General features: G+C 68.5%; 21 protein-coding genes. 13 read left to right on the forward strand and 8 right to left on the reverse strand.

The annotated features are described in order from the left end of the window. Positions 1–24 precede the first annotated feature (24 nt). The 3 genes from dhaM to dhaK form a co-directional block, all read right to left on the reverse strand. A complete protein-coding gene (gene dhaM / locus WFL22_RS07955) occupies positions 25–2541 on the reverse strand; it encodes a dihydroxyacetone kinase phosphoryl donor subunit DhaM (RefSeq protein WP_336992181.1) in 2517 nt (838 codons plus the stop codon). A gap of 103 nt (positions 2542–2644) precedes the next feature. After that, complete coding sequence (gene dhaL, locus WFL22_RS07960; protein WP_336992182.1) at positions 2645–3271, reverse strand: dihydroxyacetone kinase subunit DhaL; 627 nt, start codon at positions 3269–3271, stop codon at positions 2645–2647. Positions 3272–3317: 46 nt separating this feature from the next. Next, entirely contained in the window at positions 3318–4316 is a 999-nt protein-coding gene (dhaK, locus tag WFL22_RS07965; protein ID WP_336992183.1) for a dihydroxyacetone kinase subunit DhaK, read from the reverse strand. A gap of 266 nt (positions 4317–4582) precedes the next feature. On the opposite strand from dhaK, the gene WFL22_RS07970 reads away from it, so the two are divergent. Further along, positions 4583–6205, forward strand: a complete 1623-nt coding sequence (locus WFL22_RS07970) for an amidohydrolase (protein WP_336992184.1) — start codon at positions 4583–4585, stop codon at positions 6203–6205. Positions 6206–6274: 69 nt separating this feature from the next. Here WFL22_RS07970 and WFL22_RS07975 read toward each other — a convergent pair whose 3' ends face one another. After that, positions 6275–8842 carry a LuxR C-terminal-related transcriptional regulator gene (locus tag WFL22_RS07975; RefSeq protein WP_336652429.1) on the reverse strand — a complete coding sequence of 856 codons (2568 nt, stop codon included), beginning with the start codon at positions 8840–8842 and terminating at the stop codon, positions 6275–6277. A gap of 287 nt (positions 8843–9129) precedes the next feature. Between WFL22_RS07975 and WFL22_RS07980 the strand changes: the two genes are divergently transcribed. The 3 genes from WFL22_RS07980 to WFL22_RS07990 all read left to right on the forward strand — a co-directional run bounded on the left by WFL22_RS07980 (position 9130) and on the right by WFL22_RS07990 (position 11953). Next, positions 9130–10026 (forward strand): ABC transporter substrate-binding protein, encoded by an 897-nt coding sequence (locus tag WFL22_RS07980; RefSeq protein ID WP_336652428.1) that lies wholly within the window; start codon positions 9130–9132, stop codon positions 10024–10026. 221 nt (positions 10027–10247) lie between these two features. Beyond that, complete coding sequence (locus WFL22_RS07985) at positions 10248–11177, forward strand: amino acid ABC transporter permease (RefSeq protein ID WP_442918873.1); 930 nt, start codon at positions 10248–10250, stop codon at positions 11175–11177. Beyond that, positions 11174–11953, forward strand: a complete 780-nt coding sequence (locus WFL22_RS07990; RefSeq protein ID WP_336652426.1) for an amino acid ABC transporter ATP-binding protein — start codon at positions 11174–11176, stop codon at positions 11951–11953. The genes WFL22_RS07985 and WFL22_RS07990 overlap by 4 nt, the downstream gene beginning before the upstream one ends. A gap of 126 nt (positions 11954–12079) precedes the next feature. On the opposite strand, the gene tagD is transcribed toward WFL22_RS07990, so the two are convergent. Then, a complete protein-coding gene (tagD, locus tag WFL22_RS07995) occupies positions 12080–12478 on the reverse strand; it encodes a glycerol-3-phosphate cytidylyltransferase (protein ID WP_336992185.1) in 399 nt (132 codons plus the stop codon). Between the two features lie 82 nt (positions 12479–12560). Here tagD and WFL22_RS08000 point away from each other — a divergent pair, with 82 nt between their 5' ends. Then, positions 12561–12725: a hypothetical protein gene (locus tag WFL22_RS08000; protein ID WP_336652424.1), complete on the forward strand. Its 165-nt coding sequence runs from the start codon at positions 12561–12563 to the stop codon at positions 12723–12725. A 36-nt stretch (positions 12726–12761) separates the two neighbouring features. On the opposite strand, the gene WFL22_RS08005 is transcribed toward WFL22_RS08000, so the two are convergent. The 3 genes from WFL22_RS08005 to WFL22_RS08015 are packed head-to-tail and all read right to left on the reverse strand — an operon-like array spanning position 12762 to position 14893. Then, a complete protein-coding gene (locus WFL22_RS08005; protein ID WP_336652423.1) occupies positions 12762–12983 on the reverse strand; it encodes an SCO4848 family membrane protein in 222 nt (73 codons plus the stop codon). Positions 12984–13041: 58 nt separating this feature from the next. Continuing rightward, positions 13042–14223, reverse strand: a complete 1182-nt coding sequence (locus WFL22_RS08010; protein WP_336992186.1) for an MFS transporter — start codon at positions 14221–14223, stop codon at positions 13042–13044. Beyond that, a complete protein-coding gene (locus tag WFL22_RS08015; protein WP_336652421.1) occupies positions 14210–14893 on the reverse strand; it encodes a FadR/GntR family transcriptional regulator in 684 nt (227 codons plus the stop codon). Before WFL22_RS08015 ends, WFL22_RS08010 begins: the two co-directional genes overlap by 14 nt. Before the next feature lie 115 nt (positions 14894–15008). Between WFL22_RS08015 and WFL22_RS08020 the strand changes: the two genes are divergently transcribed. From WFL22_RS08020 to WFL22_RS08055, 8 genes are all read left to right on the forward strand, one after another. Further along, positions 15009–16061: an amidohydrolase family protein gene (locus WFL22_RS08020; RefSeq protein WP_336992187.1), complete on the forward strand. Its 1053-nt coding sequence runs from the start codon at positions 15009–15011 to the stop codon at positions 16059–16061. 59 nt (positions 16062–16120) lie between these two features. After that, complete coding sequence (locus WFL22_RS08025) at positions 16121–17782, forward strand: ABC transporter substrate-binding protein (RefSeq protein WP_336992188.1); 1662 nt, start codon at positions 16121–16123, stop codon at positions 17780–17782. A 3-nt stretch (positions 17783–17785) separates the two neighbouring features. Beyond that, the gene (locus WFL22_RS08030; RefSeq protein WP_336992189.1) at positions 17786–18736 is read left to right on the forward strand and encodes an ABC transporter permease; all 951 of its coding nucleotides are present in this window, start codon (positions 17786–17788) and stop codon (positions 18734–18736) included. Beyond that, complete coding sequence (locus tag WFL22_RS08035) at positions 18733–19620, forward strand: ABC transporter permease (protein ID WP_336652417.1); 888 nt, start codon at positions 18733–18735, stop codon at positions 19618–19620. The genes WFL22_RS08030 and WFL22_RS08035 overlap by 4 nt, the downstream gene beginning before the upstream one ends. Further along, the gene (locus tag WFL22_RS08040; RefSeq protein WP_336652416.1) at positions 19617–20468 is read left to right on the forward strand and encodes an ABC transporter ATP-binding protein; all 852 of its coding nucleotides are present in this window, start codon (positions 19617–19619) and stop codon (positions 20466–20468) included. The genes WFL22_RS08035 and WFL22_RS08040 overlap by 4 nt, the downstream gene beginning before the upstream one ends. Further along, positions 20468–21313, forward strand: coding sequence for an ATP-binding cassette domain-containing protein (locus WFL22_RS08045; RefSeq protein ID WP_336992190.1), 846 nt, complete (start codon positions 20468–20470; stop codon positions 21311–21313). Before WFL22_RS08040 ends, WFL22_RS08045 begins: the two co-directional genes overlap by 1 nt. An 11-nt stretch (positions 21314–21324) precedes the next feature. Then, the gene (locus WFL22_RS08050; RefSeq protein WP_336652414.1) at positions 21325–22881 is read left to right on the forward strand and encodes a chlorohydrolase family protein; all 1557 of its coding nucleotides are present in this window, start codon (positions 21325–21327) and stop codon (positions 22879–22881) included. Positions 22882–23058: 177 nt separating this feature from the next. Then, positions 23059–23517 carry an acyl-CoA thioesterase gene (locus WFL22_RS08055; RefSeq protein ID WP_336992191.1) on the forward strand — a complete coding sequence of 153 codons (459 nt, stop codon included), beginning with the start codon at positions 23059–23061 and terminating at the stop codon, positions 23515–23517. The last annotated feature ends 8 nt before the right edge of the window (positions 23518–23525 follow it).

Raw genomic sequence — 23525 nt, forward strand, 5'->3', positions numbered from 1 at the left:
AGAGTCCGCCCCTGGCCCACCCCCTCACCTCAGGATCGCGGCGGCTGCATTGCGGGCTGCGGCGGTGTCGCGGGCGGAGATCACGGCTGCGGCGGCCTGCCGGCACTGCTCCAGGGTGACCTTCTGCAGTTGTGCTGCGACCGCGGGGATTGCCCGGGCCGCCATCGAGAGGCTGGTCGCACCAGCTCCCACAAGCACTGCGGCGAGCAGCGGGTCCGCGGCGGCTTCGCCGCACACCCCCACCCCGCCGCCGACGGCGGCCCCGGCCGACCCGGCCCGGCCGATGAGTTCGACAACGGCCGGCTGCCACGGGTCGTTGAGTGCGGCGAGACTGCCGAGCAGCCGATCCGCTGCCATCGTGTACTGCGTGAGATCGTTGGTGCCGAGGCTCACAAAGTCGATCACCTCGAAGAGACGATTCGCGAGCAGCGCGGCCGATGGCGTTTCGATCATCACACCCACGTGCGCGAGGCCGCGCGCCCGCGCCCGCTCGGCGAAGTCTGCGGCCTCCGCGACGGTCGCCACCATCGGCGCCATCACAGCGACCTCCGCAGCTTCCTGCGATGCTGCGGCGGCGATCGCGTCGAGTTGCCTGTCGAGCAGGCCCGGCACGATCCACGAGGTGCGCAGCCCGCGCACGCCGAGCGCGGGATTCTCCTCCTCGCCGCTCGGCACGAACGCGAGCGGCTTGTCGGATCCCGCGTCGAGCGTGCGCACCACGACCCGTTTCCCAGGAAATGCCGCAAGCACTCTGCGGTAGATCTCGATCTGCTCCTCAACGCTCGGCTCTTCCGCGCGGCCGAGAAAGCAGAACTCGGTGCGGAACAAGCCCACACCCTCAGCGAGCGCCCGCGCTCCCTCTGCACCGTCGCTCGCTTTGCCGACGTTCGCGAGCAGCGGCACCCGGTGGCCGTCAGCGGTGCGGCCCGCGCCGTCGAAGGGCGGGGTCTCGGCCCGCTCCGTAATCGAAGCGAGCTGCTCGGGCGAAGGATTCCACACGAGTTCGCCGCTCGCACCGTCGACGAGCAGCGTCTCACCGCCCGGCTCACTCCAGGCACCACGGGCCGCGACCACCGCAGGGATGCCGCGCCCACGCGCGAGGATCGCGGTGTGCGAGGTGGGCCCGCCCTCCTCGGTGACGAGGGCGAGACAGAGCGAGGGGTCGAGCAGTGCCGTGTCGGCAGGTGCGAGATCGTGGGCCACGAGCACATACGGCTCGTCGGTGTCTGGCAGCCCCGGTGGTTGCTGCTCTGTGAGCTGCGCGACGATGCGGGCGCGCACGTCGAGGATGTCTGCGGCGCGTTCTGCAGTGCGGCCGCCAAGGCTGCGCAGCGTGTCAGCCGCCGCACCGAAGGCGTCCCAGACGGCGCGCGCCGCAGGCGCACCCGCGCGCACCCGCTCGCGGGCAGACTCCCTGAGATCTTCGTCGGCTGCGATCGCGGCACCGGCTTCGAGGATTGCGCTGCCGGTCTCGCCTGCGCGCGCGGCGCGATGTCGCAGGGCCTCGGCGACGGCGTCGGCGGCCTGAGCGACGCGGCTGCCTTCCGCCTGCCGATACTCCTCCGTGATCTCTGGCCCCTCTGGTGGTGCCGCGATGGGGTTCGGCATGCGCACCACCCTGCCCGCCACACGTCCGGGGCTCACCCCCAGCGCGCCCGCGAGGGGCCCGCCTGAGTGCGTTGCGGCCGGCAGCTGCTTCTCGGCGGGGGTCGCCGGCTTCGCTGCATCTGGGTCGGTGCGTGTCGTTGTCGCGGCAGGCGCAGCGGCAACTTCGGGATCGCATGGCTCGCCGAAGCCGTCGGCGAACAGCATGGCGAGCTCATCGATCAGGGCCTGCGCATCGGCTCCGGTGGCTGTGAGCGTCAGCGTTTCGCCCTGCCTCGCGCCAAGCGCGAGCAGCCCGGTGGGTCCGCCGACGCGCACGGCTTCCTCGCCGGTGCGTGCGATCCGCAGCACTGCGTCACGGCCCGCGAGCGCCGCGACAATCAGCGCGGCCGGGCGCGCGTGGATGCCGTCGCGGTTGCGCACCACGACCTCGACCGTCGCATCGGGCTGCGTGGGAGGGGCATCTTCGGGCCCGGCCGATCCGGTGGCGCCTGCTGCCCCCGGATCCGCACCCGCCTCCTCATTGATGAGGTGCGCACGTTTCGCCCCGAGCGACCCCAGCGCCTCCGCGGCGACAGCATCGAGCGAAGCCCCGGCCGCGGCGGTCACCACGGAGGCGAGCAGACCCTCCACGATGGGGGCGCTCGTGAGCCGCACAGGAGTGTCGCCGATGTCGGCGAACTCGAGCGCCATCTCAGCGCTGAGCACCGCCGAGCCGAGATCCATGAGCACGAGCACCCCGCCTCCCTCAGCAGCTGCTTCGCCGATCGCCTCTGCCACCCGCATGGCGTCGGTGCCGGTGCCACCATCTGCGGTGCCCGCTGCGAGTACCACCCGCGGCGGATTCGAGGGAGTCATCTCAAGGGCGAGCTCCGCCGCTGCTGCCGCGAGGGGTGCGCTGTGCGAGACCACGACGATGCCGACGCGTTCGGTCATGCTAGACCTCCGATGGTGTGGGGCGAGAGCGGCCGACCGGCTGATTTCGCAGGCGGAGCGGTGATCTGCGCTGCGACATGCGCCTCGCGGTGTGGGTGGGGGCTCAGGCGGCGGCGAGAGCTTCGAAGAGCAGCGCGGTCGAAGCGCTGCCGGGGTCGATGTGCCCGGCCGAGCGCTCGCCCAGGTAGCTGGCGCGACCCTTGCGGGCGACCAACGGCTCAGTCGCATCGCGCCCCTTCGCCGCTGCAGCGCTCGCCGCCGCGAGCGCATCCCCCAGCGACCCCGAGGCCGCCGCCGCATCGTAGGCGTCGAGCGCGGGCAGCATGGCATCGACCATGGTCTTGTCACCGGGCTCCGCCTTGCCGCGCTGCAGAATTCCCTCATAGCCGGCCCGCAATGCAGCCCCGAGTGCCGCCGCATCGAGCTCGGTTACCGCGCCCGCACTCGCTCCCATGCGCAAGAAGAAGGTGCCGTAGAGCGGCCCGCTGGCACCGCCCACCGATGAGACGAGCGTCATGCCCGCCGTCTTCAGCAGCGCATCGGCTGTGGTGGCGGGATCCTGCCCCGCTTTCTCCACCACAGCCGCCATGCCACGGGCCATGTTCGCACCGTGGTCGGCGTCACCGATCGCAGAATCGAGTTCGGTGAGGTACTCGCGTTGTTCGGCGACGCGGTCTGCGAAGCCCGTGAGCCAGCGGGTGAGGGTGTCGACGGTGATGGTGTTCGTCATAGTGGCTTCCTGTGCGTGACGGGGTGAGAGGGCGGATCGCTGCAGCTCAGGCGAGCCAGCGCAGTCCGGGGGTGCGAACGGGGGCGTCCCAGAGCTGCAGGATCTCGTCATCGGCTGCGAGCAGCGTTACCGAACAGCCGGCCATGTCGAGCGAGGTGATGTAGTTGCCCACGAGCACGCGGGCCACCTCCACGCCTGCCTGTTCGAGCAGCTCGGCGACCTCGCCGTACATCAGGTGCAGCTCGCTGAGCGGCGTGCCACCCATACCGTTGAGCATCACGATCACGGGCTCTCCGGTGAAGTCGCGGTCGGCGAGAATCGGCTCCACAAGCTGGGCCGCGATCTCCGAGGCGGGAGCGAGCGGCACCCGCTTGCGGCCGGGCTCACCGTGAATGCCCACCCCCATTTCGATCTCGTCGTCGGGAAGGTCGAAGGTGGGCTTGCCTGCGGCGGGCACCGTGCAACTGGTGAGTGCCATACCCATCGACCGGCCTCGCTCATTCAGCTTCTCCGCAAGCGCGGTGACAGCCGCGAGGTCACGCCCCTCCTCTGCCGCCGCGCCCACGATCTTCTCCATGAGCACGGTGAGGCCGACACCGCGGCGCCCCGCCGTGTACAGCGAATCCTGCACGGCAACGTCATCGGCGACCACTACTGTCGCAACTTCGACGCCGGTTTCGGCGGCGGCGATCTCGGCCGCCATCTCGAAGTTCATGACATCGCCCGTGTAGTTCTTCACAATGTGCAGCACCCCGGCGCCACGATCCGCGCCCTTTGTTGCCGCAACCACCTGATCGGGCGTCGGCGAGGTGAACATCTCGCCTGCGCAGGCGGCGTCGAGCATTCCGAGGCCTACGAATCCGCCGTGCAGCGGCTCATGCCCGGAGCCACCGCCCGAGAGCAGCGCCACCTTGCCCTGCGCTTTGGGTTCGCGTCGGTAGATCACCCGGTGCTCGTGATCGACGTCGAGCTCGGGGTGGGCCTTCGCCAGGCCTCGAAGTGCGTCGGCGAGCACATCCGCCGGATCGTTGATGAGCTTTTTCATGACTGCAACCTCCACGTCGAGATGAGTGTTCAAACTGATCGCGGCGGAGGCGGCGGGTCGACGGGCGACCTCGCCTGTGAACTTCCGTCGACACTGCCGATACTTCTAGATCGGGCGGGGGCTGTCAATGGTGGCGGCGGCGAGACCACCTCGAGTAGCCCCGGGTGAAATCGCGTGCGAAGCCGCCCGCACAGCTTCCCAGGGGCCAGCACCGACAGGTACAAATGATGCAGGGCTCTGCAGCCCACCCGGGAAAGGACCTGACCATGGCACCCACACTCCGCATCACCGGGCGCTTCGTGCGCACCGACCTCGATTGTGTCGGCGAGAACCCCGATCCGGCATCCGCCCCCGAGGCGATGCTCGTCGAAGACGGCACCATCGTGGCGATCGGCTCCCGAGACGAGGTGCCTGCACCCGCCGGCGGGCGCCACCTCGACCTCGGCGAAGGGTGGGCGATCCCGGGCCTCATCGAACCGCACGGCCACCCCTCAGAGGTGGCGCTGCTGATGGGTGAGGGTGTCATCGACATCCGCCCCGTCACCATCGCAAGCGCCGACGAGGTGTGGGGCAGCATCAAGCAAGCGCTCGCCGCCGACCCCCGCCCAGAGCGGGTGTTCGCCAACGGATGGGATCCGCTGCTGCAGCGCGGCCTGGTGCAGCCCACCCGCGCCGACCTCGATGCCGTGGCCGGCGACATCCCGCTCGTCATCGTGCACAACTCTCTGCACTCCGCATACTTCAACACCGCCGCCGCCCGTGAGGCAGGTATCGACCGCGACACCCCCGATCCCGCCGGTGCCTCGTACGGGCGCGACGCGTCAGGCGAGCTGAGCGGTGTCGCGTACGAAGCTGCGGCGGTGGCGCGGATCGCGGGCCCCGTGATGGAAGCCGCGCGTGCGCGCCTGCCCGAGCGCATGGCCGCGCACCTTGCGGAGGTGCGACGACACGGCATCACTACCATCGCCGATCTTTCTTGGAGCGCCGAGCTTGGGCCGCTGTTCGACGGCTTGCACGCAGCCGGGCGGCTCCCCGTGCGGGTGCGCGGTTACGAGACGTCGAGCCCGGGCGCCCACGCGACCCGGCCCTTCGTCAACGGCGACGCCCGGGTGAGGCAGGTCGGCATCAAAGTGTGGAGCGACGGATCGCCATGGGTGGGCAACATCGCAACCTCCTTCCCCTACCTCGACACCGAGGCGACCCACGCCATCGGCCTCGAACCGGGCCACATCGGCAAGGCGAACTACACCACCGAGCAGCTCATCGACATCGGCGCCCAGTACGCGGGCGAGGGCTGGCAGATCGCTTGCCACTCCCACGGCGATGTCGCCATCGACAGCACCCTCGACGCCTACGAGGAGCTCATCAGGCGCTTCGCGCTGCGCGACCACCGCTTTCGTGTCGAGCACTGCGGGCTGATGACACCGGATCAGTTCAGCCGCGCTGCCTCGCTCGGCGTCACCGTAAGCCTCTTCGTCGACCACATCACCTACTGGGGCGACGTGCTCATCGACGACCTCTTCGGCGAGCGTGGTGCGAGCTGGGCCGACGCCGGCGCGGCCTTCGCGGCCGGCCACCGCGCCACCTTCCACAACGACGGCACGGTCACGCCCTACGAGCCGCTGCGCAATATGGCGGTCGCCGAGACCCGCACCTCCCGCACCGGGCGGCACTTGGGCGGCGGCACCCCTGCGAGCAGGCTCGACGCCCTGCGCGCCCACACGGCGAACGCGGCCTGGCAGCTGCGCAGCGAGCATGAGATCGGGGCGCTCGCCCCCGGCCTCCGCGCCGACTTCACGGTGCTCGATGTCGATCCGCGCAGCGCAACGCCAGAGGCGCTTGCGGGGGCGCGGGTGCTCGCCAGCGCTGTCGACGGGGAGCTCGGATAGTTCGCGTCTCGCGGGGCGGATCGTGCGCGGGCGAATCACCGCGGGCGCGGATCGCCCCGCCGAGACGGCTTAGAGAAGCCCGATCTGCCGAGCGCGCAGCAGCGCATCGGCGCGGCACGACACCTGCAGCTTGCGGTAGATGCTGCGCGTTTGCGACTTGATGGTGTTGGCTGAGACGTGCAGTGCCGCCGCGATCTCCTCGATCGAGGCGTCGCTCGCGAGCTCCGCGAGCACCAGCGACTCGCGCCGCGACAGCTTCTCGAAGGCCTCGGTCTCGGTTTCGAAGGGGGCGCTCACCGGCTCGATCCACATGCTTGCCGGCACGAGCGAGCGCAGCATCCGCAGGTCGGCGGTGGGCACCCACGACAGCGGCAGCCTGTTGTTGGTGCGGTCGAGGGCGTACAGCGCTTGTTCGAGCAGCGCCGACGCGTGCCCGGTGTTGCCGAGTCGCGCGTGCGACGCCGCGCTCAGCAGGAGGTGCTGAGCTTGGTGCGCCGGATACAGCCCGGTAGTGCTGAGGTCGCTGAGCAGTGTCACGGCTTCTTCCGGCTGTGAGGAGAGCAGGGCCAGACGCGCGCGCGTGAGCACGGTGACGGGTGCCTCGCCGCTTTCGCTCTTGTGGGCGAGCACCGTGCGGGCGCGCAGCAGGTCGCCTGTTGCGAGCAGCAGATCGGCGTGCAGTGTGCGCAGCTCTTCGGCCCACCCGGAGCTCAGCGGATACGCGCTCAGTTCGTTGCGGGTCGCCTCGAGCTCTTCGAGGCCGCGACCCGCTTCGCCGCCCACCAGGCGCACTACTCCTCGGGTCCAGGCGATCAGCGGCCACTGCTCGAACTCGTCGATGCGTGTGGTGATGGGCTGCAGCGCCTGCAGCGCACCGAGTCTGTCGTCGCGGTTCGCCGCTGACAGGGCGGATGCGAGGTGCCAATTGAGCGCGTGAAGCGAGCCTTCCCAGCCGCTCCACGGCGAGGTGCCGATCATGGCGATCTCGCGTTCGGCACCCACGAAATCGCCGGCGTAGGCGCGCACGAACGACAGGATGGAGCGGGTGTGGAAGGGGCGCCCGGGATGCGGATCGCCCTCCATGCCGGCGGCTAGCTCGAAGACGCGGGGGATACGGTGCGCGAGCAGCGCCGTGATGAGGATCTGCAGATTGCCGGCGTAGAGCCATGACGTGCCGCTCGGGCTGCGGGCTTCCTCGACGAGGCGGATGAACTCTTCACCTGCGCGGAAGGCTTCTTCGTAGTTGCGGCTCACACGCATCCCGCCGAAGCGTGCGAGCGCCACGAACCTCGCTTCGATGCTGCCGGCCGCGGGCGAGCGCCGCGACAACTCGGCGAGGCCGATCCGCAGCAGCTGCTTGATGCGCGGCGTCGGCACGATCGCGTTCTCGCTGAGGGCGATGGTGAGCGCGATGGGCACGCCACCGTCGCGTTTGAGGCGCTCGGGTGCGAGGGGGCTCAGCATGGCGATCACCTCGGCAGAGCGAAACTGGCTGAACTCCGAGAAATAGTGGGCGAAGTGGGGGAAGATCAGGTTGTCCATGCCGCCGTCGATGAGCAGCGCGAGCGTTTCGACAGGGTCGGCGAGATCTCGCAGCTGTTCGAAGGCAATGCGGCGCACCTCGGCGACACGTTCGGCGCTGAGCTCTTGCGGTGCACGGTGGCGCAGCGCTGATGTGATGAGGGTGTGCATGAGAAACACAGGCCGGCCGCGTCGCAGGGTGATGCGGCCGAGGCCGCGTTCTTCGAACGACTCGACGGTGGCCCAGCCGAGGCCGGAGTCGCCAAGACGCGCGGCCAGGGCCTCATCGACCTCGGGGCAGAGCGCGAGGGCCAGTGCGAGGGCTTCCTCGTCGGGGGTTTCGAAGCACGGTGTGAAGTCGACGAGTACCGCGGCGACGCCGCGCTCGATCTCGTCGAGGGTGGGCCGACGTGATCCGCCCGCCGAGAGCCCGTCCATCACCGAGAGCGCGAGTCGCACCGCCAGCGAGTGGCCGCGGGTGATGCGTTCGAGCATCGCGAGTTCGACAGCGGTGACCGCGTAGGGCAGGGCGGTTGCGAGTTCGGCGATCTCTTCGCGGGTGAAGGCGAGCTCTTCGGAGCCGATCACGGTGGTGTGGATCGCGGTCGAGGTGAGGGGAGACTCGAAGCGAGTGCGTTGGCGGGTGGTGGCGATGATGCGCGTGGGCGGTGCGACACGAGCGAGTGACACCAATTGGTCTTGCAGTGAGTCGCAGGTGAGGTGCAGATCGTCGAACACGAGTGCCACGCGGGTTTCAGCGCGCAGCAGCGTCGAAGCGAGCAGTGCGGGGGCGTTGTCGGGGGAGATGAACCCGCTCATGTAGCCGTCGGTGAGGTGCTGGAATGTCTCAGGGGCTGCGGCATGCAGCGCTGAGAACGTGCGCAGCCAGAAGCTGCGTGCGTCGAGGATGCCCTCGTCGAGCGTTACCCAGGCGACAGCGGTGTCTTGTTGCTCCCGCACCCAGCGCGCGATGAGCGCCGTCTTGCCCGCGCCGCCCTCCGCCCGCACGATAACGACGCGGCCGCCGTTCTCAAGCTTCGTGAGCAGGCGTTCACGCTGCAACTGGCCTGGCGCATCTACCGGCACCGCGGTTCCGCTTTTGGGGTCACCAAACACAGCGATATCCCTTCCGCAGATTGGTGCCCGGGCGGCAACGTCCCCTCGCGCTCCCTCCGCAGGGCACGTTCCGACTTCGGCCTTCCCCCGTATACAGCTTAACCCGAATGTTATCTCCAAGGTTTCGGGGTGGCCCACCGCGGAAACATGCGGGGTGCCGGGAGGGATCCAGCCTCTCTATGGTGCCGCATAGAGAGGCTGTGATCACCCCGCCGCGCACGAGCAGTACACTCGGAGCGAGATCGCACGCCGGGGCGCACCCGGTCATCCATCACTTGGAGGAATCAATGAAGATTCGCTACGCAGTTCCCGCACTCGCAGCCGCTGCGCTGCTCACGCTCACCGGTTGCGTCAATAACGCGGCGTCTGAGGGAGGCAGCACCGGAGACAGCTCGCAGGCCTCTTCGATCAAGGCGGATCAAGCCGCCGTCGACCTGCTGCCCGCCGAGCTCAAGGACTCCGGCGTGCTGCGCATTGGCACAGATGCCGAGTACCCGCCGAACGAGTTCAAGGACGCCGATGGCAACCCCACCGGCTGGGGCGTCGAACTCGCCGAGGCAGTTTCCGCGAAGCTCGGCCTTGAGCCCAAGTGGGAGATCCTGGGCTTCGACAGCATCATTCCTCGGATTCAGGAGGGTGCGCTCGATATGGGCTCTTCGTCATTCACCGATACTGTCGAGCGGCAGAAGTCGGTCGATTTCGTCAACTTCCTCAACGCCGGCACGCAGTGGGCCGCGGCAACAGGCTCCGACGTCAACCCCGACGACGCCTGCGGCCTGACGGTCGCCGTGCAGGCGACCACCGTACAAGACACCGACGAACTGCCGGCGAAGTCGAAGGCCTGCACCGATGCCGGTAAGCCGGCCATTGAGGTGCTGCGCTTCGACGGCCAGCCGGAGGCGACTCAGGCAGTGGTGGACGGCCGCGCCGATGCATTCTCGGCCGACCTGCCCGTGACCGGCGACGCTGTCGCGAAGCTCAAGGGTCAGCTCGAAACCGTGGGTGAGGTGTTCGACGCCGCGCCGTACGGATTCGCAACCCAGAAGGGCAGCGACACCACCAAGGCCGTGCAGGCAGCCCTGCAGTCGCTCATCGATGACGGCACCTACCTCAAGATCCTCACCTCGGCGGGCATCGAAGCCGGCGCTGTCGACACGGCAACAATCAACGCGGCCAAGAACTGATAGCCGATTCCGGCCGCAGCGGGCCGGGGTGCGGTTGTCGCCCCGGCCCGCAGCGGTCTCCGTGCACGGCACGGTCCGCACTCCATCGACGACGACGCTGAAACGAATTCTGGAAGTGAGTCATGTCACATCTCCCATCCGAGGGCGGAGGCGGCCGAGGCCCCGACGCCCACGCCACCCCTGAGGCTATTCAGGCCATCCGGCTAAGGCATCCCTGGCGCGTGACGTTCGCCGTGGTGATCGTGCTCATCGCTGGCCTCTTCATCTACGACACCGCTGTCAACCGCCCGGTCTACAACTGGCCCGAGGTCGGCAAGTACCTCTTCGACACCCGCATCGTCACCGGCGCGGGCTACACGCTCCAGCTCACGATCTACTCGATGATCATCGCCATCGTGCTGGGCGTCGCGATCGCGGTCATGCGGCAGTCGCCCAACCCCGTGGTCAAATCGGTGGCCTGGGTCTACCTCTGGCTGTTCCGCGGCACCCCGGTCTACGTGCAGCTCGTGTTCTGGGGCCTCATCCCGACCATCTACAAGACGATCACGCTGGGCATTCCGTTCACGGAGGCCGTCGCGACGATCAGCACGAAGGATCTGCTCAGCTACTTCACCCTCGCGATCATCGGCCTGGCGCTGAACGAGGCCGCCTACATGGCCGAGATCGTGCGCGCAGGCCTGCTCTCGGTCGACAAGGGCCAGAGCGAGGCGGCGACCGCCCTCGGTCTCGGCTGGTGGCACACCATGCTCCGCGTGGTGCTGCCCCAGGCCATGCGCGTGATCATCCCGCCGACCGGCAATGAGGTCATCTCGATGCTGAAGACCACCTCGCTGGTCGCGGCGGTGCCGTTCACGCTCGATCTCTACGGTCGTTCCCGTGACATCACCGCGGTGACGTATCAGCCGGTGCCGATGCTCATCGTCGCCTCGATCTGGTATCTCGCGGTCACCTCGATCCTCATGGTGGGCCAGTACTACCTGGAGAAGCACTTCGCGCGCGGTGTGGAGCAGCGGCCGGACGTGATGAAGCCGACAGTCGAGACGCAGACGATCGGTGTCGTCGGTGTGGTGGACCCCACCACGCCGAGCTATCCGAGCACCGCGGGCGAGACCATCGTGCCCCCGCACAACCGACCTGGAGGTGGCGCATGAACGTGCACGCGACCGACACGCCGATGGTGAAGGCCGAGGCCGTGTCGAAGTCCTACGGCTCCAATGAGGTGCTGAAGTCGATCTCGCTCGAGGTGCAGCGCGGCGAGGTGCTCTGCCTCGTCGGCCCCTCAGGTTCGGGCAAGTCGACCTTCTTGCGTTGCATCAACCACCTTGAGACGATCAACGCCGGCCGGCTCTGGGTCGACGGCGAGCTCGTGGGGTACCGGCAAAGTGGCGACAAGATCTACGAGATGCACCCGAAGGAGGCGGCGAAGCAGCGGCGTGACATCGGCATGGTGTTCCAGCGCTTCAATCTCTTCCCGCATATGACGGCGCTCGAGAATGTGATGATCGCTCCCACGCTGCTGAAGAAGGGCAACAAGGCGACGCTGCAGTCGCGCGCCATGGAGCTGCTCGCACGGGTGGGGCTTGCCGAACGCCACGACTACTACCCGGCGCACCTCTCCGGCGGTCAGCAGCAGCGCGTCGCGATCGCGCGGGCGCTCGCGATGGAACCGAAGCTGATGCTCTTCGATGAGCCCACCTCCGCACTCGACCCTGAGCTCGTGGGCGAAGTGCTCGAAGTTATGAAGGGGCTCGCGCAGAGCGGTATGACGATGATCGTGGTGACCCACGAGATGGGCTTCGCCCGTGAAGTCGCCGACAAGCTGGTGTTCATGGACGGCGGCGTTGTCGTCGAGTCCGGTGATCCCACTGAGGTGCTCACCAACCCGCAGCGTGAACGCACGAAGGCATTCCTCTCGAAGGTGCTGTAGGCGCGCCCTCGCCAAGCACGACTGTTGCAGCGAGACCGACTGTTCCAGAAGCCCTGGAAGAGTCAGTCTCGCTGCAACAGTCGTTTCCGGGGTGCGGATCGCGGGAGCGCGCCGCCTACCCTTGGCTTAGGCGTTGACGCCGAGGTCGCGCTTGATCTTGGTGGTGGACACGCCCTCGGTGCGGTCGAGGTAGATCACTTCGCAGAAGGGGCGCAGGATTTCGAAGCGCTCGTCGCCCTCCCAGTCACCGCCCATGACGACCGCGTCGATCTCGTACTTCTGCACGTCGCGGATCTTCTGGTCCCACGCCTGCTCGGGAATGACGAGGTCGACGTAGCGCACAGCCTCGAGCATGTTCTTGCGGGTTTCGAAGTCGTGGTAGGTCTTCTTGCCCTTACCCGCATTGAACTCCTCGGTGGAGGCGGCGACCACGAGGTAATCGCCGAGATCGCGCGCGCGCTTGAGCAACCGAATGTGCCCCCAGTGCAGGAGGTCGAAGGTGCCGTAGGTGAGGATCCGCTTCATCTCTCTATCGTAAGCCGCAGCGCGCGCGTACCCTGGAAAGACAGGGCCACGGACTCCACGGCCCACGAACGAGGAGGTCACGATGCAACTCGACGAAGAACGTCGCGGCCCGGATCACGAGTCGGATCCCGCACACAGCGATGAACTCGGCCATGAGTGGGTCGACGAAGGCGGCGCCTCGCATCTCGGGCCCGCCACTCACCTCGGCTCGGGCCGCCCGCACGGCGACGATGACGAAGAGGAGTGAGATCCGCGGCGGGTGCTCCCGTCTCGGGCCCGCGCGTCAGGCGGCGATGGTGAGCACCAGCACACCGGCGACCGCCGAGACGAAGGCCAGCAGCAGTGCGACGCCGATCAGCACGGCGTGCACCCTGTAGAACGCCGTGGGGCGCCCCTGCGCATCATGGGCCCGGGGATCCTGGGTGACGCGCTTCCAGAAACGCGGCCAGACGATCACGTTGTAGACGGCGTTGAGAAGCAGCACAATGCCTGCGAAGACGACCATGCCCCCAGTCTAGGAGCGAGTGTCTGAGCTGTCGGGATCCGCTGCTTGGGCAGGTGAGCTATGCCCGGCCGGAGGCCCGCGAGGCGGCGACCCCAAAGCCGAGTTCGCAAAGCGCCACGGCTATGAGCAGCGCGAGGATGACCGACCAGTCGAGCCCCGTCTGCGCGAGCAGGCCGAGCAGCAGGGGGCCTGCGGCTGCGAAAGCGTATCCGATGCCCTGGCTGACAGCCGAGAAGCTCGCCGTCTGCGAGACGCTGGGGGCTGTGAACACGATGAGCGCGATTGCGAGCCCGAACGCAGCACTTTGCGCGATCCCGAGCACCGCGACGGCCACCGGGGCAAGGGGGAGCGGGCCGAAGGCCAGAGCGGCAAGCCCGGTGGCGGAGAGCAGCGAGATTCCCACGATGAGCTTGGTGCGCAACCGAGGCCGTGATGCGAGCGTTGGTGCGAGCAGCGATGCAGGGAGGCCGGCCACGCTCATCCACGCGAGCAGGAGCCCTGCCTGGGCTGGCACCATGCCGCGGTCAACGGCAATGGTGGGCAGCCACGCAGTGAGCGAGAAGTAGATCAGAGCCTGGGATCCGAAGAATCCGGTCACCGGCCAGATGCCAGGCGCCCGGAACGCCGAGCTGCGGGGAGTGCTGGTGTCGCGTCGGCTGCCGGGGCCGGGGGCGCCGAGTCGCGGCCCGAAGGCGATGGCGAGCGCGAGCGCGATAAGCAGCGGGATCCCCCAGCTCATGAGCGCGGCCCCGACGCGCTCGCCGAGCAGGTGCAGCACGGGAACGGCGAAGGCGGCGCCGGCGGCAGCGCTGACGCCGAAGGAGGTCGTGTAGACCCCGGTCCAGAATCCGCCACGGTGGGGTAGGGCGTGCCTGATGATCTGCGGAGCCAGGATCCCGAGCAGCGCGATCGAGGCGCCAACGACCACGGTGCCGACGAAGAGCAGCGGCGGCGCGAGTGGCCGTAGCAGCGTGGCGAAGGAGAGTGAGGCGAGCAGCAGAGTGATCGCGCGCGTGAGCCCGAGCCGCGCGACGAGCAGCGGAGCGAGGGGCGATGCGAGGCCGAAGAGCAGCACGGGGATCGCGCTCAGCACGGCGAGCCCGGAGGGAGACAGTGCGTAGGCGTGTCCGATCTCGCCGAGGAGGGGGGAGACAGAGGTGATGGGAAAGCGGACGCTCAGCCCGACGGCGAGGATCAGGATCCCGGCAGCGACCCCCTGGCGCCCCTCAGAGGAGCTCATCGAGGAGACGCTCCTGCTGCTCGAGCACGCCGAGGGCGGCGGCCTGCGCTGCGTCGGGGTCTCCGGCCGCGATGGCGCGGAAGAGGGTCTCATGCATGTCGTGGCGGTCGGGGTCGTCGCCCTTGGCGAGGCAGGAGGCGTCGGTGACGGACTCCTTGATGGAGCCGTCGAAGCTCGCGTAGATGTCGGAGAGCAGGCGGTTCCCCGAAATTCGGGCGATGCCGAGGTGGAAGGCGACGTCGGCGTCGGCGAAGGCGAGGGTGTCGCTCGCGGCGATGGCGTCGCGCCGGGCTTCGAGGTGCGCGGCGAGGGTGTTGAGATCCGCCTCGGTGCGGGCCGTGGCTGCTTCGCGGGCCGCGAGGGCGTCGAGGGCCTGACGCACGCGGATCACTTCAAGGCTGTCGGCGGATCGGAGGGCCCGGCGCAGGGCGACCTGGGTTGGATCGGTGGCGATGAGGTAGGTGCCGTCGCCCTGGCGGGTTTCGAGCAGCCCGAGTTGCACCAGGGCCCGCACCGCCTCGCGCACGGAGGGGCGGCTGACTCCGAGCGTCGTGGTGAGCTCCGCTTCGGAGGGGATTTTGTCGCCGATAGACCATCGACCCTGGCTGATTTCGCGCTTCAGCTCGTCGACGACCGTGTCGACGAGTGATCGTCGTTGAATTTGTCGCACGTGTCACATCCTTGCAGATTCGATTGGTTATATGGTTATCATATGTCTGACGAGTTGTCTGGCGCCATCCCGGCACCGACCACTCCGCACCGAGACCCCCGAGAAAGGCTCACCAATGACGGCGACCCCAGCTTCCGCACCGCTGCGCACTCCCGGACTCGTCGATGCGCACATCCACCCCGACAAGACAACGTGGGGCGGCAGCTGGCTCTCCCGCCGACCCGCGGCGACACTGCAGGATCTCATCGACAACGATCGCGCCACCCAGTTCTCCTTCGAGCGCAGTGTCGAAGAACGGGCCTACTCGCTGCTCGCGCACGCCCTCGAGAACGGTACCCTGGCGATGCGTGCCCACGTCGATGTGTCCACCGAACTTGGCACCGCAAACGTCGAGGGCGTGCGGGCCGCAGCCGAACGGCTCGCGCCGCACCTCACCGTGCAGATCGTCGCCTTTCCGCAGTTCGGGCTGCTCACGAACCCCGGCACCCTCGACGTGATGGCGGCCTCGCTCGACTGCGGCGCCGACCTCGTCGGCGGCATCGACCCCATCGGTCTCGAATCTGACCTCCACGGCCACCTCGACGCGATCTTCGGACTCGCCGACCGAGCCGGACGCGACCTCGACATCCACCTCCACGACGAGGGCGAGCAGGGGCTCGAGCAGATTCGCGAGATCGCGGCCCGCACCATCGCCGGCGGGCGGCAGGGCCGCGTCACCATCGGCCACGCCTTCGCCCTCTGCGACACCTCGCTGCCCAGCCTGGGGGAGACGCTCGACCGCGTCGCCGAGGCCGGCATCTGGATCGCCAGCTGCGCCCTTGGACCCGACCCCGTGCCCGATATCGACCTCCTCGAACGGCACGGCGTGAACCTCGCAGCGGGATCCGACGGCGTGCGCGACTCGTGGAGCCCGTTCGGCACCGGCAGCATGGTGGATCGCGCCCACCTGCTCGCCTACCGCACCGGCGCGATCACCGACGCGGAGCTCGAACGTGCCTTCCGGCTCGCATCGACTGCCGGCGGCGCCATGCTCGGTATCCCCGAGATCGCCGAGTGGCAGGGGCCCGAGAGCGGCACTCGGCTCGAGTTCGACGCCGCGAGCATTGCCGAACTCGTCGTCGACCGCCCCGCGCCGCTGCGCGTGCTGCGCGACGGCCACCAGATCTGAGCGGCGAACCGCCGACCAACGAACCCGAAGAACTCACCAGACGGAACAAAGGAGTACCCGTGTCCACACACAGCACCCGTAAGCGGCGCAGTCTCACCCTCGCAGGGGCGGCTGTTGCCGCCGCGCTCACCCTCACCGCCTGCGCCGGCGGCGGGGCCGGCGGCGCAGCAGGAGCCCAGGGCGGCGGCCTCGACGTCGACCTCAGCAACCTCGCCACCACCACCGAGCCGGGCACGCAGCCCGTCGACGTCGTCAACTGGAACCTGCCCTACGAGCCGCTCTCGATCGATCCCTGGTTCTCGTTCAATTACGCCGAGAACACAGTGATCGCGAACATGTGCGAGAGCCTCATGCGCATGAACCCGGACCTGAGCACCTCGCCCGGGCTCGCGGAATCGGTAGCCACCCCCGATGACACCACCTACGTCTACACCCTGCGTGACGGAGTCACCTTCTGGGATGGCACTCCGCTCACCCCCGCCGATGTCGTTTACTCGCTCGGCCGTCAGGTCGGCCCCGAGACGCCGTCGTACTACAACGAGTACTTCCTCTCAGTCGAGTCCGTCGAGCAGACCGGCGACCGAGAGGTGACCGTCAAGCTGAAGCAGCCCGACGCACTCTTCGAACAGGCGATGTCGGTTGCCGCCGGCGCCATCGTGCAGAAGGCCGCCGCCGAGGCCGCTGGCGAACAGTTCGGCACCCCCCAGGGCGGTATGCAGTGCACCGGTCCCTTCGCACTCGACGCCTGGAAGGCAGGCAAGTCGATCGACCTCGTCAAGAATGAGAACTACTGGGACGCGGAGCTGGCGCCCAAGGTCGAGAAGCTCTCGTTCAGCTTTATCGCCGACGAAAGCACCGCGATCAACGCGCTGCGCTCGGGCGACGTCGACGGCCAGTTCTTCTACCTGCCCCCGACCGGTCTCGGCCAGCTCGAGTCGAGCGACGCCGTCACCACCACTTACGGCAAGTCGTTCGTGTTCTGGACGCTGGCGAGCGCGACCGAAGAAGGCCCCTTCTCTGATCCACGGGTGCGCGAGGCGCTGCTGCAGTCGATCGATCGCCAGGCGGTCGCCGACGTGGTCTTCCAGGGCGCGGCCATCGCCGCTCCCACCCTCGCCGGCCCCGACTACTGGGGTGACCGTGCCGACATCTTCGAACCCGCCTGGAGTGAGTTCAGCGCGAAGTCGGATCCCGCGAAGGCGAAGGAACTACTCGGCGAGGTGGGCGACCTCTCGAAGCCGATCACCATTGCGATCCAGGGCTCCTCGGCAGTGCATGAGCAGACCGCGAACCTGCTGCAGGCTGCCGGCCAGGCCGTCGGCCTCACCATCGAGACGAAGGTCGTGCCGGTCGAGCAGTACGGCAACCTCTACTTCGATCCTGAGGCTCGCAAGGGCATCGACGCCTTCTTCACCACCTGGTACGGCAACGTCACCGATCCGCTCGACGTCTACCAAGTCTTCACCGAGGGCGGCATGAGCAACTTCGGCAACTACACCGAGGTGAGCGACCTCATCTCGCAGGCTCGTGCCGAGCTCGACCCCACCGCGCGCGCCGAGCTCACCAACGAGATCCAGGCGAAGGTGACCGAGGATCTGCCCTGGATGCCGCTCAACTACATGCCCACCATCCTCGTCCAAAACGATCGCATCTCGGGTGCGACGGCCTCCGTCGCCTACCTCTACTACCCCTGGGCGGCCACGATCGGCGGCGTGGAGTAACCCGTGTCGATCCCTTCGTTCCTCCTGCGACGGTCAGGAAGCCTCCTGCTCGTCCTGCTGGTCACCTCGTTCGTGGTGTTCGGGCTCATGTATCTCGCTCCGGGGAGCCCGCTCAGCTTTGTGCTGGGGCCCCGGGGCGGGACCCCTGACCAGATCGCTAGGGTCACCGAGCAGTACCACCTCGACGACCCCTTCTTCCTGCGCTACTTCGCCTGGCTCGGCGACATCGTGCGCGGCAACCTCGGCGAGTCGATCGTCTACCGTCAAAGCGTGACCGACCTCATTGGGAGCCGCATCGGCACCACGGTGGCGCTCATCGCGCTCTCGACGATCATCATCGCGGTCGTCGGCATCGGGCTGGGCCTCCTCGCCTCGCTCAAGGGCGGATGGACGGATCAGGTCGTCACGACCCTCGCCACACTGGGCCTCGCCACGCCGACCTTCGTGATCGGTGTCGCGCTCATCAGCGTCTTCGCGGTCGGATTGGGGTGGTTTCCCACCAACGGCTCGGGGAGCGGAGGATTCGACACGATCCTGCACCTCACACTGCCGGCGATCGCCCTCGCCGTCGCGAGCGCCGCCTATCTCGCGCGCATCACCCGCGCGGCCGTGCTCGAGGAAGAGGGGCGCGAACATGTCCAGACCGCGGTAGCGCGCGGCCTCAAGCCCGCCATCATCATCCGTCGGCACGTGCTGCGCAACGCGCTGATCCCCATCACTACCGTGCTGGGCCTCACCGTCGCCACCCTCATCGCGGGCGCCGTGATCGTCGAGAGCGTGTTCGCCCTCGACGGGCTCGGATCGCTGCTCGTGCGGGCGATCCTGCAGCGCGACTTCGCTGTCGTGCAGGCTGTGATCCTCGTGCTCGTGGTCGCCTTCGTGATCATCAACGCCATCGTCGACTTCCTGTATACGATGATCGATCCGCGCATCCAGTTGGGGAGCAAGCAATGAGCGCACCGCGCACCACACAGATCGCGCTGGCGCGCGCTTCCGCCGCAGCCGATCCTGGCCGATTCACCCTGCTCGTGCGCAAGCTCGGCCCGCTTGGCATCATCGCCTCGGTCGTGCTTGCCGTGTTCGTGCTCGCCGCGCTGCTCGCCCCCTGGGTGGCTCCCTACGACCCTGATTTCCCCGACCTGTTCGCCGCGCTCAGCGGGCCGAGCGCGCAGCACCTGCTCGGCGCCGACGCGCTGGGCCGCGACCTGCTGTCGCGTCTCATGTGGGGCGCACGCGTCACGCTGCTCGGGCCGACGTTCGTGATCCTGATCGCGACTGTCGTCGGCACCCTGTTGGCGCTGCTCGCGGCGTGGAACCGCGGCCGCGTCGACACTGTGATCTCGTGGGTGCTCGACGTGCTCTTCTCTGTGCCGGGAATCGTGTTCGGCCTCATCGCGGTCGCGATCTGGGGCCCCAGCCTCGTGACCGTCGTGTGCGGTCTCGCGATCGGCTACATCCCCTACGTGGCGCGAGTCGTTCGCGGTGCCGCGCTGCGCGAGCGGGGTATGCCGTACGTGCAAGCTGCCTGGCTGCAGGGCCAGTCGGGCGTGAGCATCAGCCTCACGCAGATCTTGCCCAATGTGCAGCCCATCGTGGTCGCCCAGGCCGTGTCGTCGCTCGGCTTCGCGGTCATCGACCTCGCCGCGGTCTCATTCCTCGGGCTCGGCGTGCAGCCGCCCACTGCCGACCTCGGTCTGATGGTCAAGAGTGGATTCGACTCGGTGCTGCGCGGGCAGCCCGGAGAGGCCATCTTTGCCGGCCTCGCAATCGTGCTGATCGTGTGGAGCATCACCGTGATCGGTGATCGCCTCACCTCGAACGCTAGGAGCATCCGATGAGCGCACCCCTGCTGCAGATCGAAAACCTGCACGCGAGCCTCGTCACCCGGTACCGTCAACTCGACCTGCTGAACGGTGTCAGCCTCACTCTCGACCGCGGCGAGGCCCTCGGCCTCGTTGGCGAGTCGGGTTCGGGCAAGTCGCTCACTACGCGCGCGGTAATGCGCATGCTCGCCAAGGGATTCCAGGTTGACGGCGAGATCCGCTTCGATGGCGAGTCCGTGCTCGGAATGGGCCGTGAGCGGCTGCGGCGCTATCGGGCGACCGACGTGGGAATGATTTTCCAGGATCCGCGCGCTCACGTGAATCCAGTGCACACCGTCGGCGACTTCCTCACCGAGGCGCTCGTGCGCGACCGTGGCGTGCCGCGCGCCGAGGCCGAGCGCCGAGCGGTGCAGTTGCTCGACGAGGTTGGTGTGCGCCACCCCGAGCGGCGACTCGGCCAGTACCCTCACGAGCTCTCGGGCGGCTTGCTGCAGCGCGTCATGATCGCGAGCGTCCTGCTCGCGGAGCCGCGGCTGATCCTCGCTGACGAGCCCACCACCGCGCTCGACGTGACCGCCCAGTCCGACGTTATGGCGATCCTCGACGAGCAGCGTCGGGCCCGCGGCCTGGCGCTGCTGTTCATCACGCACGATCTCGAACTCGCGAACGCCTGCTGTGACCGGCTCGCGGTCATGTATGCGGGCGAGATCGTCGAGCAGGGCGCGCACGTCTACGACGCGCCGACCCACCCGTATACGAAGGAACTCATGGGGGCGCGCCCGAGCATCGACCAGCGGCTCGACCGCCTCCCCGTGCTCGAGTACAACCTCGAGCTGCACCAGGAATTGAAGGCGAGGTCGTGATGCACAGCGAATCGGAATCGGGCGCGCCGCTCATCAGCGTGAGCGAACTGCGCAAGGTGTTCCCCGCCCCGCGGGGCTCCAAGGGCGACGACGTGGTCGCGGTCGACGGCGTCTCGTTCGAGCTGCACGCCGACGAATGCCTCGCGATCGTGGGGGAGTCGGGATCGGGCAAGACGACGGTCGCCCGCATGATCGTCGGCCTCGAATCGGTGACGAGCGGGACCGTGACCGTGGGCGAGCACGACCGTTCGCAGCCGCCGAAGCGCCTGCGGGATCGGCGCGAGCGCGCCCGCGAGGTGCAGTACGTGTTCCAGGACCCGTACTCGTCGCTCAACGGACGGCAGCGCATCGGCGACGTGATCCTCGGCAACCTGCGGCTGCACGCCGGCGGGTCGCGGGGCGGCCGCGAGCTGCGCGGCCGCGCGCAGGAGATCCTCGACGCGGTCGGGCTGCCGCAGCGCTTCTTCGACCGCCTCCCCAAGGAGCTGTCGGGCGGCCAGCGGCAGCGCGTCGCCATCGCCCGCGCGCTCGCCGCAGACCCCAAGGTGATCGTGCTCGACGAGGCCGTCGCGGCTCTCGACGTGTCGATCCAGGCGCAGATCCTCAACCTGCTCTCCGACATCAAGGCGCAGCGCGAGATCAGCTACCTCTTCATCTCACACGATCTCGCGGTTGTGAACCAGATCTCGGATCGCATGATCGTGATGGAGAACGGGCAGGTGGTCGACGGCGGGGCGACGGCGGATCTGCTCGCCAACCCCACCCACCCGTACACGCGGGCGCTGCGTGCGGCCGTTCCGGGGCCCGGCTGGAAGCCGGTGCGGCGCGAGCGCCTGGCATCGTGACGGGGGCTTGCGTGCCGGGGGCAGCGGGCGCGACAGAAGCAGAGGTGGCGGCTCCGGCCGCAACCTCGGCTGAGTCAGCGACCGCCCTGCGCGCCTCGCACGCGATCGTGTGGGATGAGGCGCGTGGCGGCTTCGCCGAGCTGCGCGACGCGGTGGTGCTCGTGCGCGGTGCGCGCGTCGAGGCTGTGGCGGGCGCCGCGGCCGGATCCGCCCTCGCCGAACGCGCCGACGAGACGATCGACCTCGGCGAGGCCCTGCTCATGCCTGGCCTCATCGACCTTGAAGGTCTCGTCGACATCGACCACCTGCTGCTCGACTCCTGGTGGGGTGCCGAGCACGCGGCACGGCTCGAGTGGTCGGCCGAGTACGCCGAGGCGCCGCACGAGGTGCTCACCCCCGCCGAGCGCAGCACGTTGCGCCGCTACGGGCTGGTACAGCTGATCCTGCACGGCATCACGAGTGCGATGCCCATCTCCACCGAGATCCACGGCGCCTGGGCCGAGACCCATGACGACCTGCTCGACACGGCCCGCACCGCGAGCGAGCTCGGTCTCCGGGTCTTCCTCGGGCCCTCGTATCGCTCCGGTGTGCACGTCACCAACTCGGACGGTTCGACGGGCATCCACTGGGACGAGGCGCGGGGCGAAGCGGGATTCGCCGACGCCGTGCGCTTCCTCGACACCGTCGAGGGTCTGGCCGATCCGCTCGTGACGGGCGTGCTCGTGCCGTGCCGGATCGAGACCGTGAGTGACGAGCTGCTCGCGCGCACCGCCGAGGTTTCGGCCGCGCGCGACGCACTCGTGCGCGTGCACGCCACGCAGGGTCTTGCCGACGAGCGCGAAATCCTCGCCGCCGATCGTGGCACGACCCCGCTCGATCTGCTCGATCGCACAGGGCTGCTGAACGAGCGGCTGGTGCTCGCGCACGGCGTCTACCTCGACGTGCACCCCGATGTGCACGGGGAGGATCGCGGCGACCTTGCCCGCCTCGCCGAGGCCGGCGCCACAGTGGTGCACTGCCCGCTCACCAACGCGCGCTATGCGTTCTGGCTGGAGCGGCTCTCGCAGTACCTCGACGCCGGCGTGAACATTGCGCTCGGCACCGACTCGTTCCCGCCGGACCTGATCCGCGCGATCGACACGGGCGTGCAGCTCTCGAAAGCGCAGCATGACGACCTCGGCATGGGAATGCTCGCCGAGTACGTGGAGGCCGCCACCCTCGGCGGCGCGCGCGCCCTGCGCCGGCCCGACCTGGGGCGCATCGCCCCGGGTGCCGCCGCCGACCTCGTCGCGTTCGCGCTCGACGACCTGCGCATGGGCGCGGTCGACGACCCGATCCGCACGCTGACCCTTGCGGGCACGGGTCGCGACGCGGTGTTCAGCATGGTCGAGGGACGCGTGGTGATGCGTGACGGGCGGATCCCGGGCCTCGACCAGCGGGCGCTGCGGGCGGAGGGGCAGCGGATCTTCGAGAAGCTGCGCGCCGCCTACGCCGAGCGCGACGCACTCGCCGGCCCGGAAGGGTCGAGTGAGGCGCAGCTCTTCCCTCCGGTTTTCCCGCGGGTTTGATCTGCCCTTCCTAGCCGCCTGCGTCGCATACTCCTCGCATCGAGGTCACTCGTGTGGTCGTTTCCCAGCCGAATAACGACCACACGGGTGACCTCGATGGGTTGGCACACGATGAACGGGGCGGACAGGCGGACTCGGGTCAGACAGTGCCCGGCCCTCCCGCGTAGGCTGAGGGGCATGAGCGAGTACCGGCACGTGGTGCGCAAATGGGTGAAGCCCGAAGATCTCAACCAGCACGGGGCGCTGTTCGGTGGTCGCCTGCTGCAGTGGGTCGACGAGGAGGCCGCGATTGTGGCGGTGACGCAGCTCGGCACTATCGACGTGGTGACCCGGCACATGTCCGCCATCGATTTCTCGGCGCGAGCCGACCGTGGCGACCTGCTCGAACTCGAATATCGGGTCGAAGCCTTCGGACGAACCTCGGTGACGCTGAGCTGTCGTGTCGAAAACGCCGTCACTGGGCAGGAGGTGCTGACGCTCGAAAGCATCGTGTTCGTCGCGGTCGACGCCGAGGGGCGCGCCGTCGCTCACGGTCGCACCAGCGCAACCGAAGGCACTGAGCGGCTGCGGGATTCCGGTGCGCCCACCCGACGAGTCGCCTCTGCGGTGGTGGCAGCCGATCAGGCAGGTGCGTGAGCGGGGTG

Origin of the sequence: Leucobacter sp. VD1 (assembly GCF_037150695.1) — a bacterium.
Lineage (GTDB): Bacteria > Actinomycetota > Actinomycetes > Actinomycetales > Microbacteriaceae > Leucobacter.

What these genes read in the sequence shown, in the direction of transcription:
- dhaM (WP_336992181.1), bottom strand. Translation starts at nt 2,541, where the DNA reads ATGACCGAACGCGTCGGCATCGTCGTGGTCTCGCACAGCGCACCCCTC.
- dhaL (WP_336992182.1), bottom strand. Translation starts at nt 3,271, where the DNA reads ATGACGAACACCATCACCGTCGACACCCTCACCCGCTGGCTCACGGGC.
- dhaK (WP_336992183.1), bottom strand. Translation starts at nt 4,316, where the DNA reads ATGAAAAAGCTCATCAACGATCCGGCGGATGTGCTCGCCGACGCACTT.
- WFL22_RS07970 (WP_336992184.1), top strand. Translation starts at nt 4,583, where the DNA reads ATGGCACCCACACTCCGCATCACCGGGCGCTTCGTGCGCACCGACCTC.
- WFL22_RS07980 (WP_336652428.1), top strand. Translation starts at nt 9,130, where the DNA reads ATGAAGATTCGCTACGCAGTTCCCGCACTCGCAGCCGCTGCGCTGCTC.
- WFL22_RS07990 (WP_336652426.1), top strand. Translation starts at nt 11,174, where the DNA reads ATGAACGTGCACGCGACCGACACGCCGATGGTGAAGGCCGAGGCCGTG.
- tagD (WP_336992185.1), bottom strand. Translation starts at nt 12,478, where the DNA reads ATGAAGCGGATCCTCACCTACGGCACCTTCGACCTCCTGCACTGGGGG.
- WFL22_RS08000 (WP_336652424.1), top strand. Translation starts at nt 12,561, where the DNA reads ATGCAACTCGACGAAGAACGTCGCGGCCCGGATCACGAGTCGGATCCC.
- WFL22_RS08005 (WP_336652423.1), bottom strand. Translation starts at nt 12,983, where the DNA reads ATGGTCGTCTTCGCAGGCATTGTGCTGCTTCTCAACGCCGTCTACAAC.
- WFL22_RS08010 (WP_336992186.1), bottom strand. Translation starts at nt 14,223, where the DNA reads ATGAGCTCCTCTGAGGGGCGCCAGGGGGTCGCTGCCGGGATCCTGATC.
- WFL22_RS08020 (WP_336992187.1), top strand. Translation starts at nt 15,009, where the DNA reads ATGACGGCGACCCCAGCTTCCGCACCGCTGCGCACTCCCGGACTCGTC.
- WFL22_RS08035 (WP_336652417.1), top strand. Translation starts at nt 18,733, where the DNA reads ATGAGCGCACCGCGCACCACACAGATCGCGCTGGCGCGCGCTTCCGCC.
- WFL22_RS08040 (WP_336652416.1), top strand. Translation starts at nt 19,617, where the DNA reads ATGAGCGCACCCCTGCTGCAGATCGAAAACCTGCACGCGAGCCTCGTC.
- WFL22_RS08045 (WP_336992190.1), top strand. Translation starts at nt 20,468, where the DNA reads ATGCACAGCGAATCGGAATCGGGCGCGCCGCTCATCAGCGTGAGCGAA.
- WFL22_RS08055 (WP_336992191.1), top strand. Translation starts at nt 23,059, where the DNA reads ATGAGCGAGTACCGGCACGTGGTGCGCAAATGGGTGAAGCCCGAAGAT.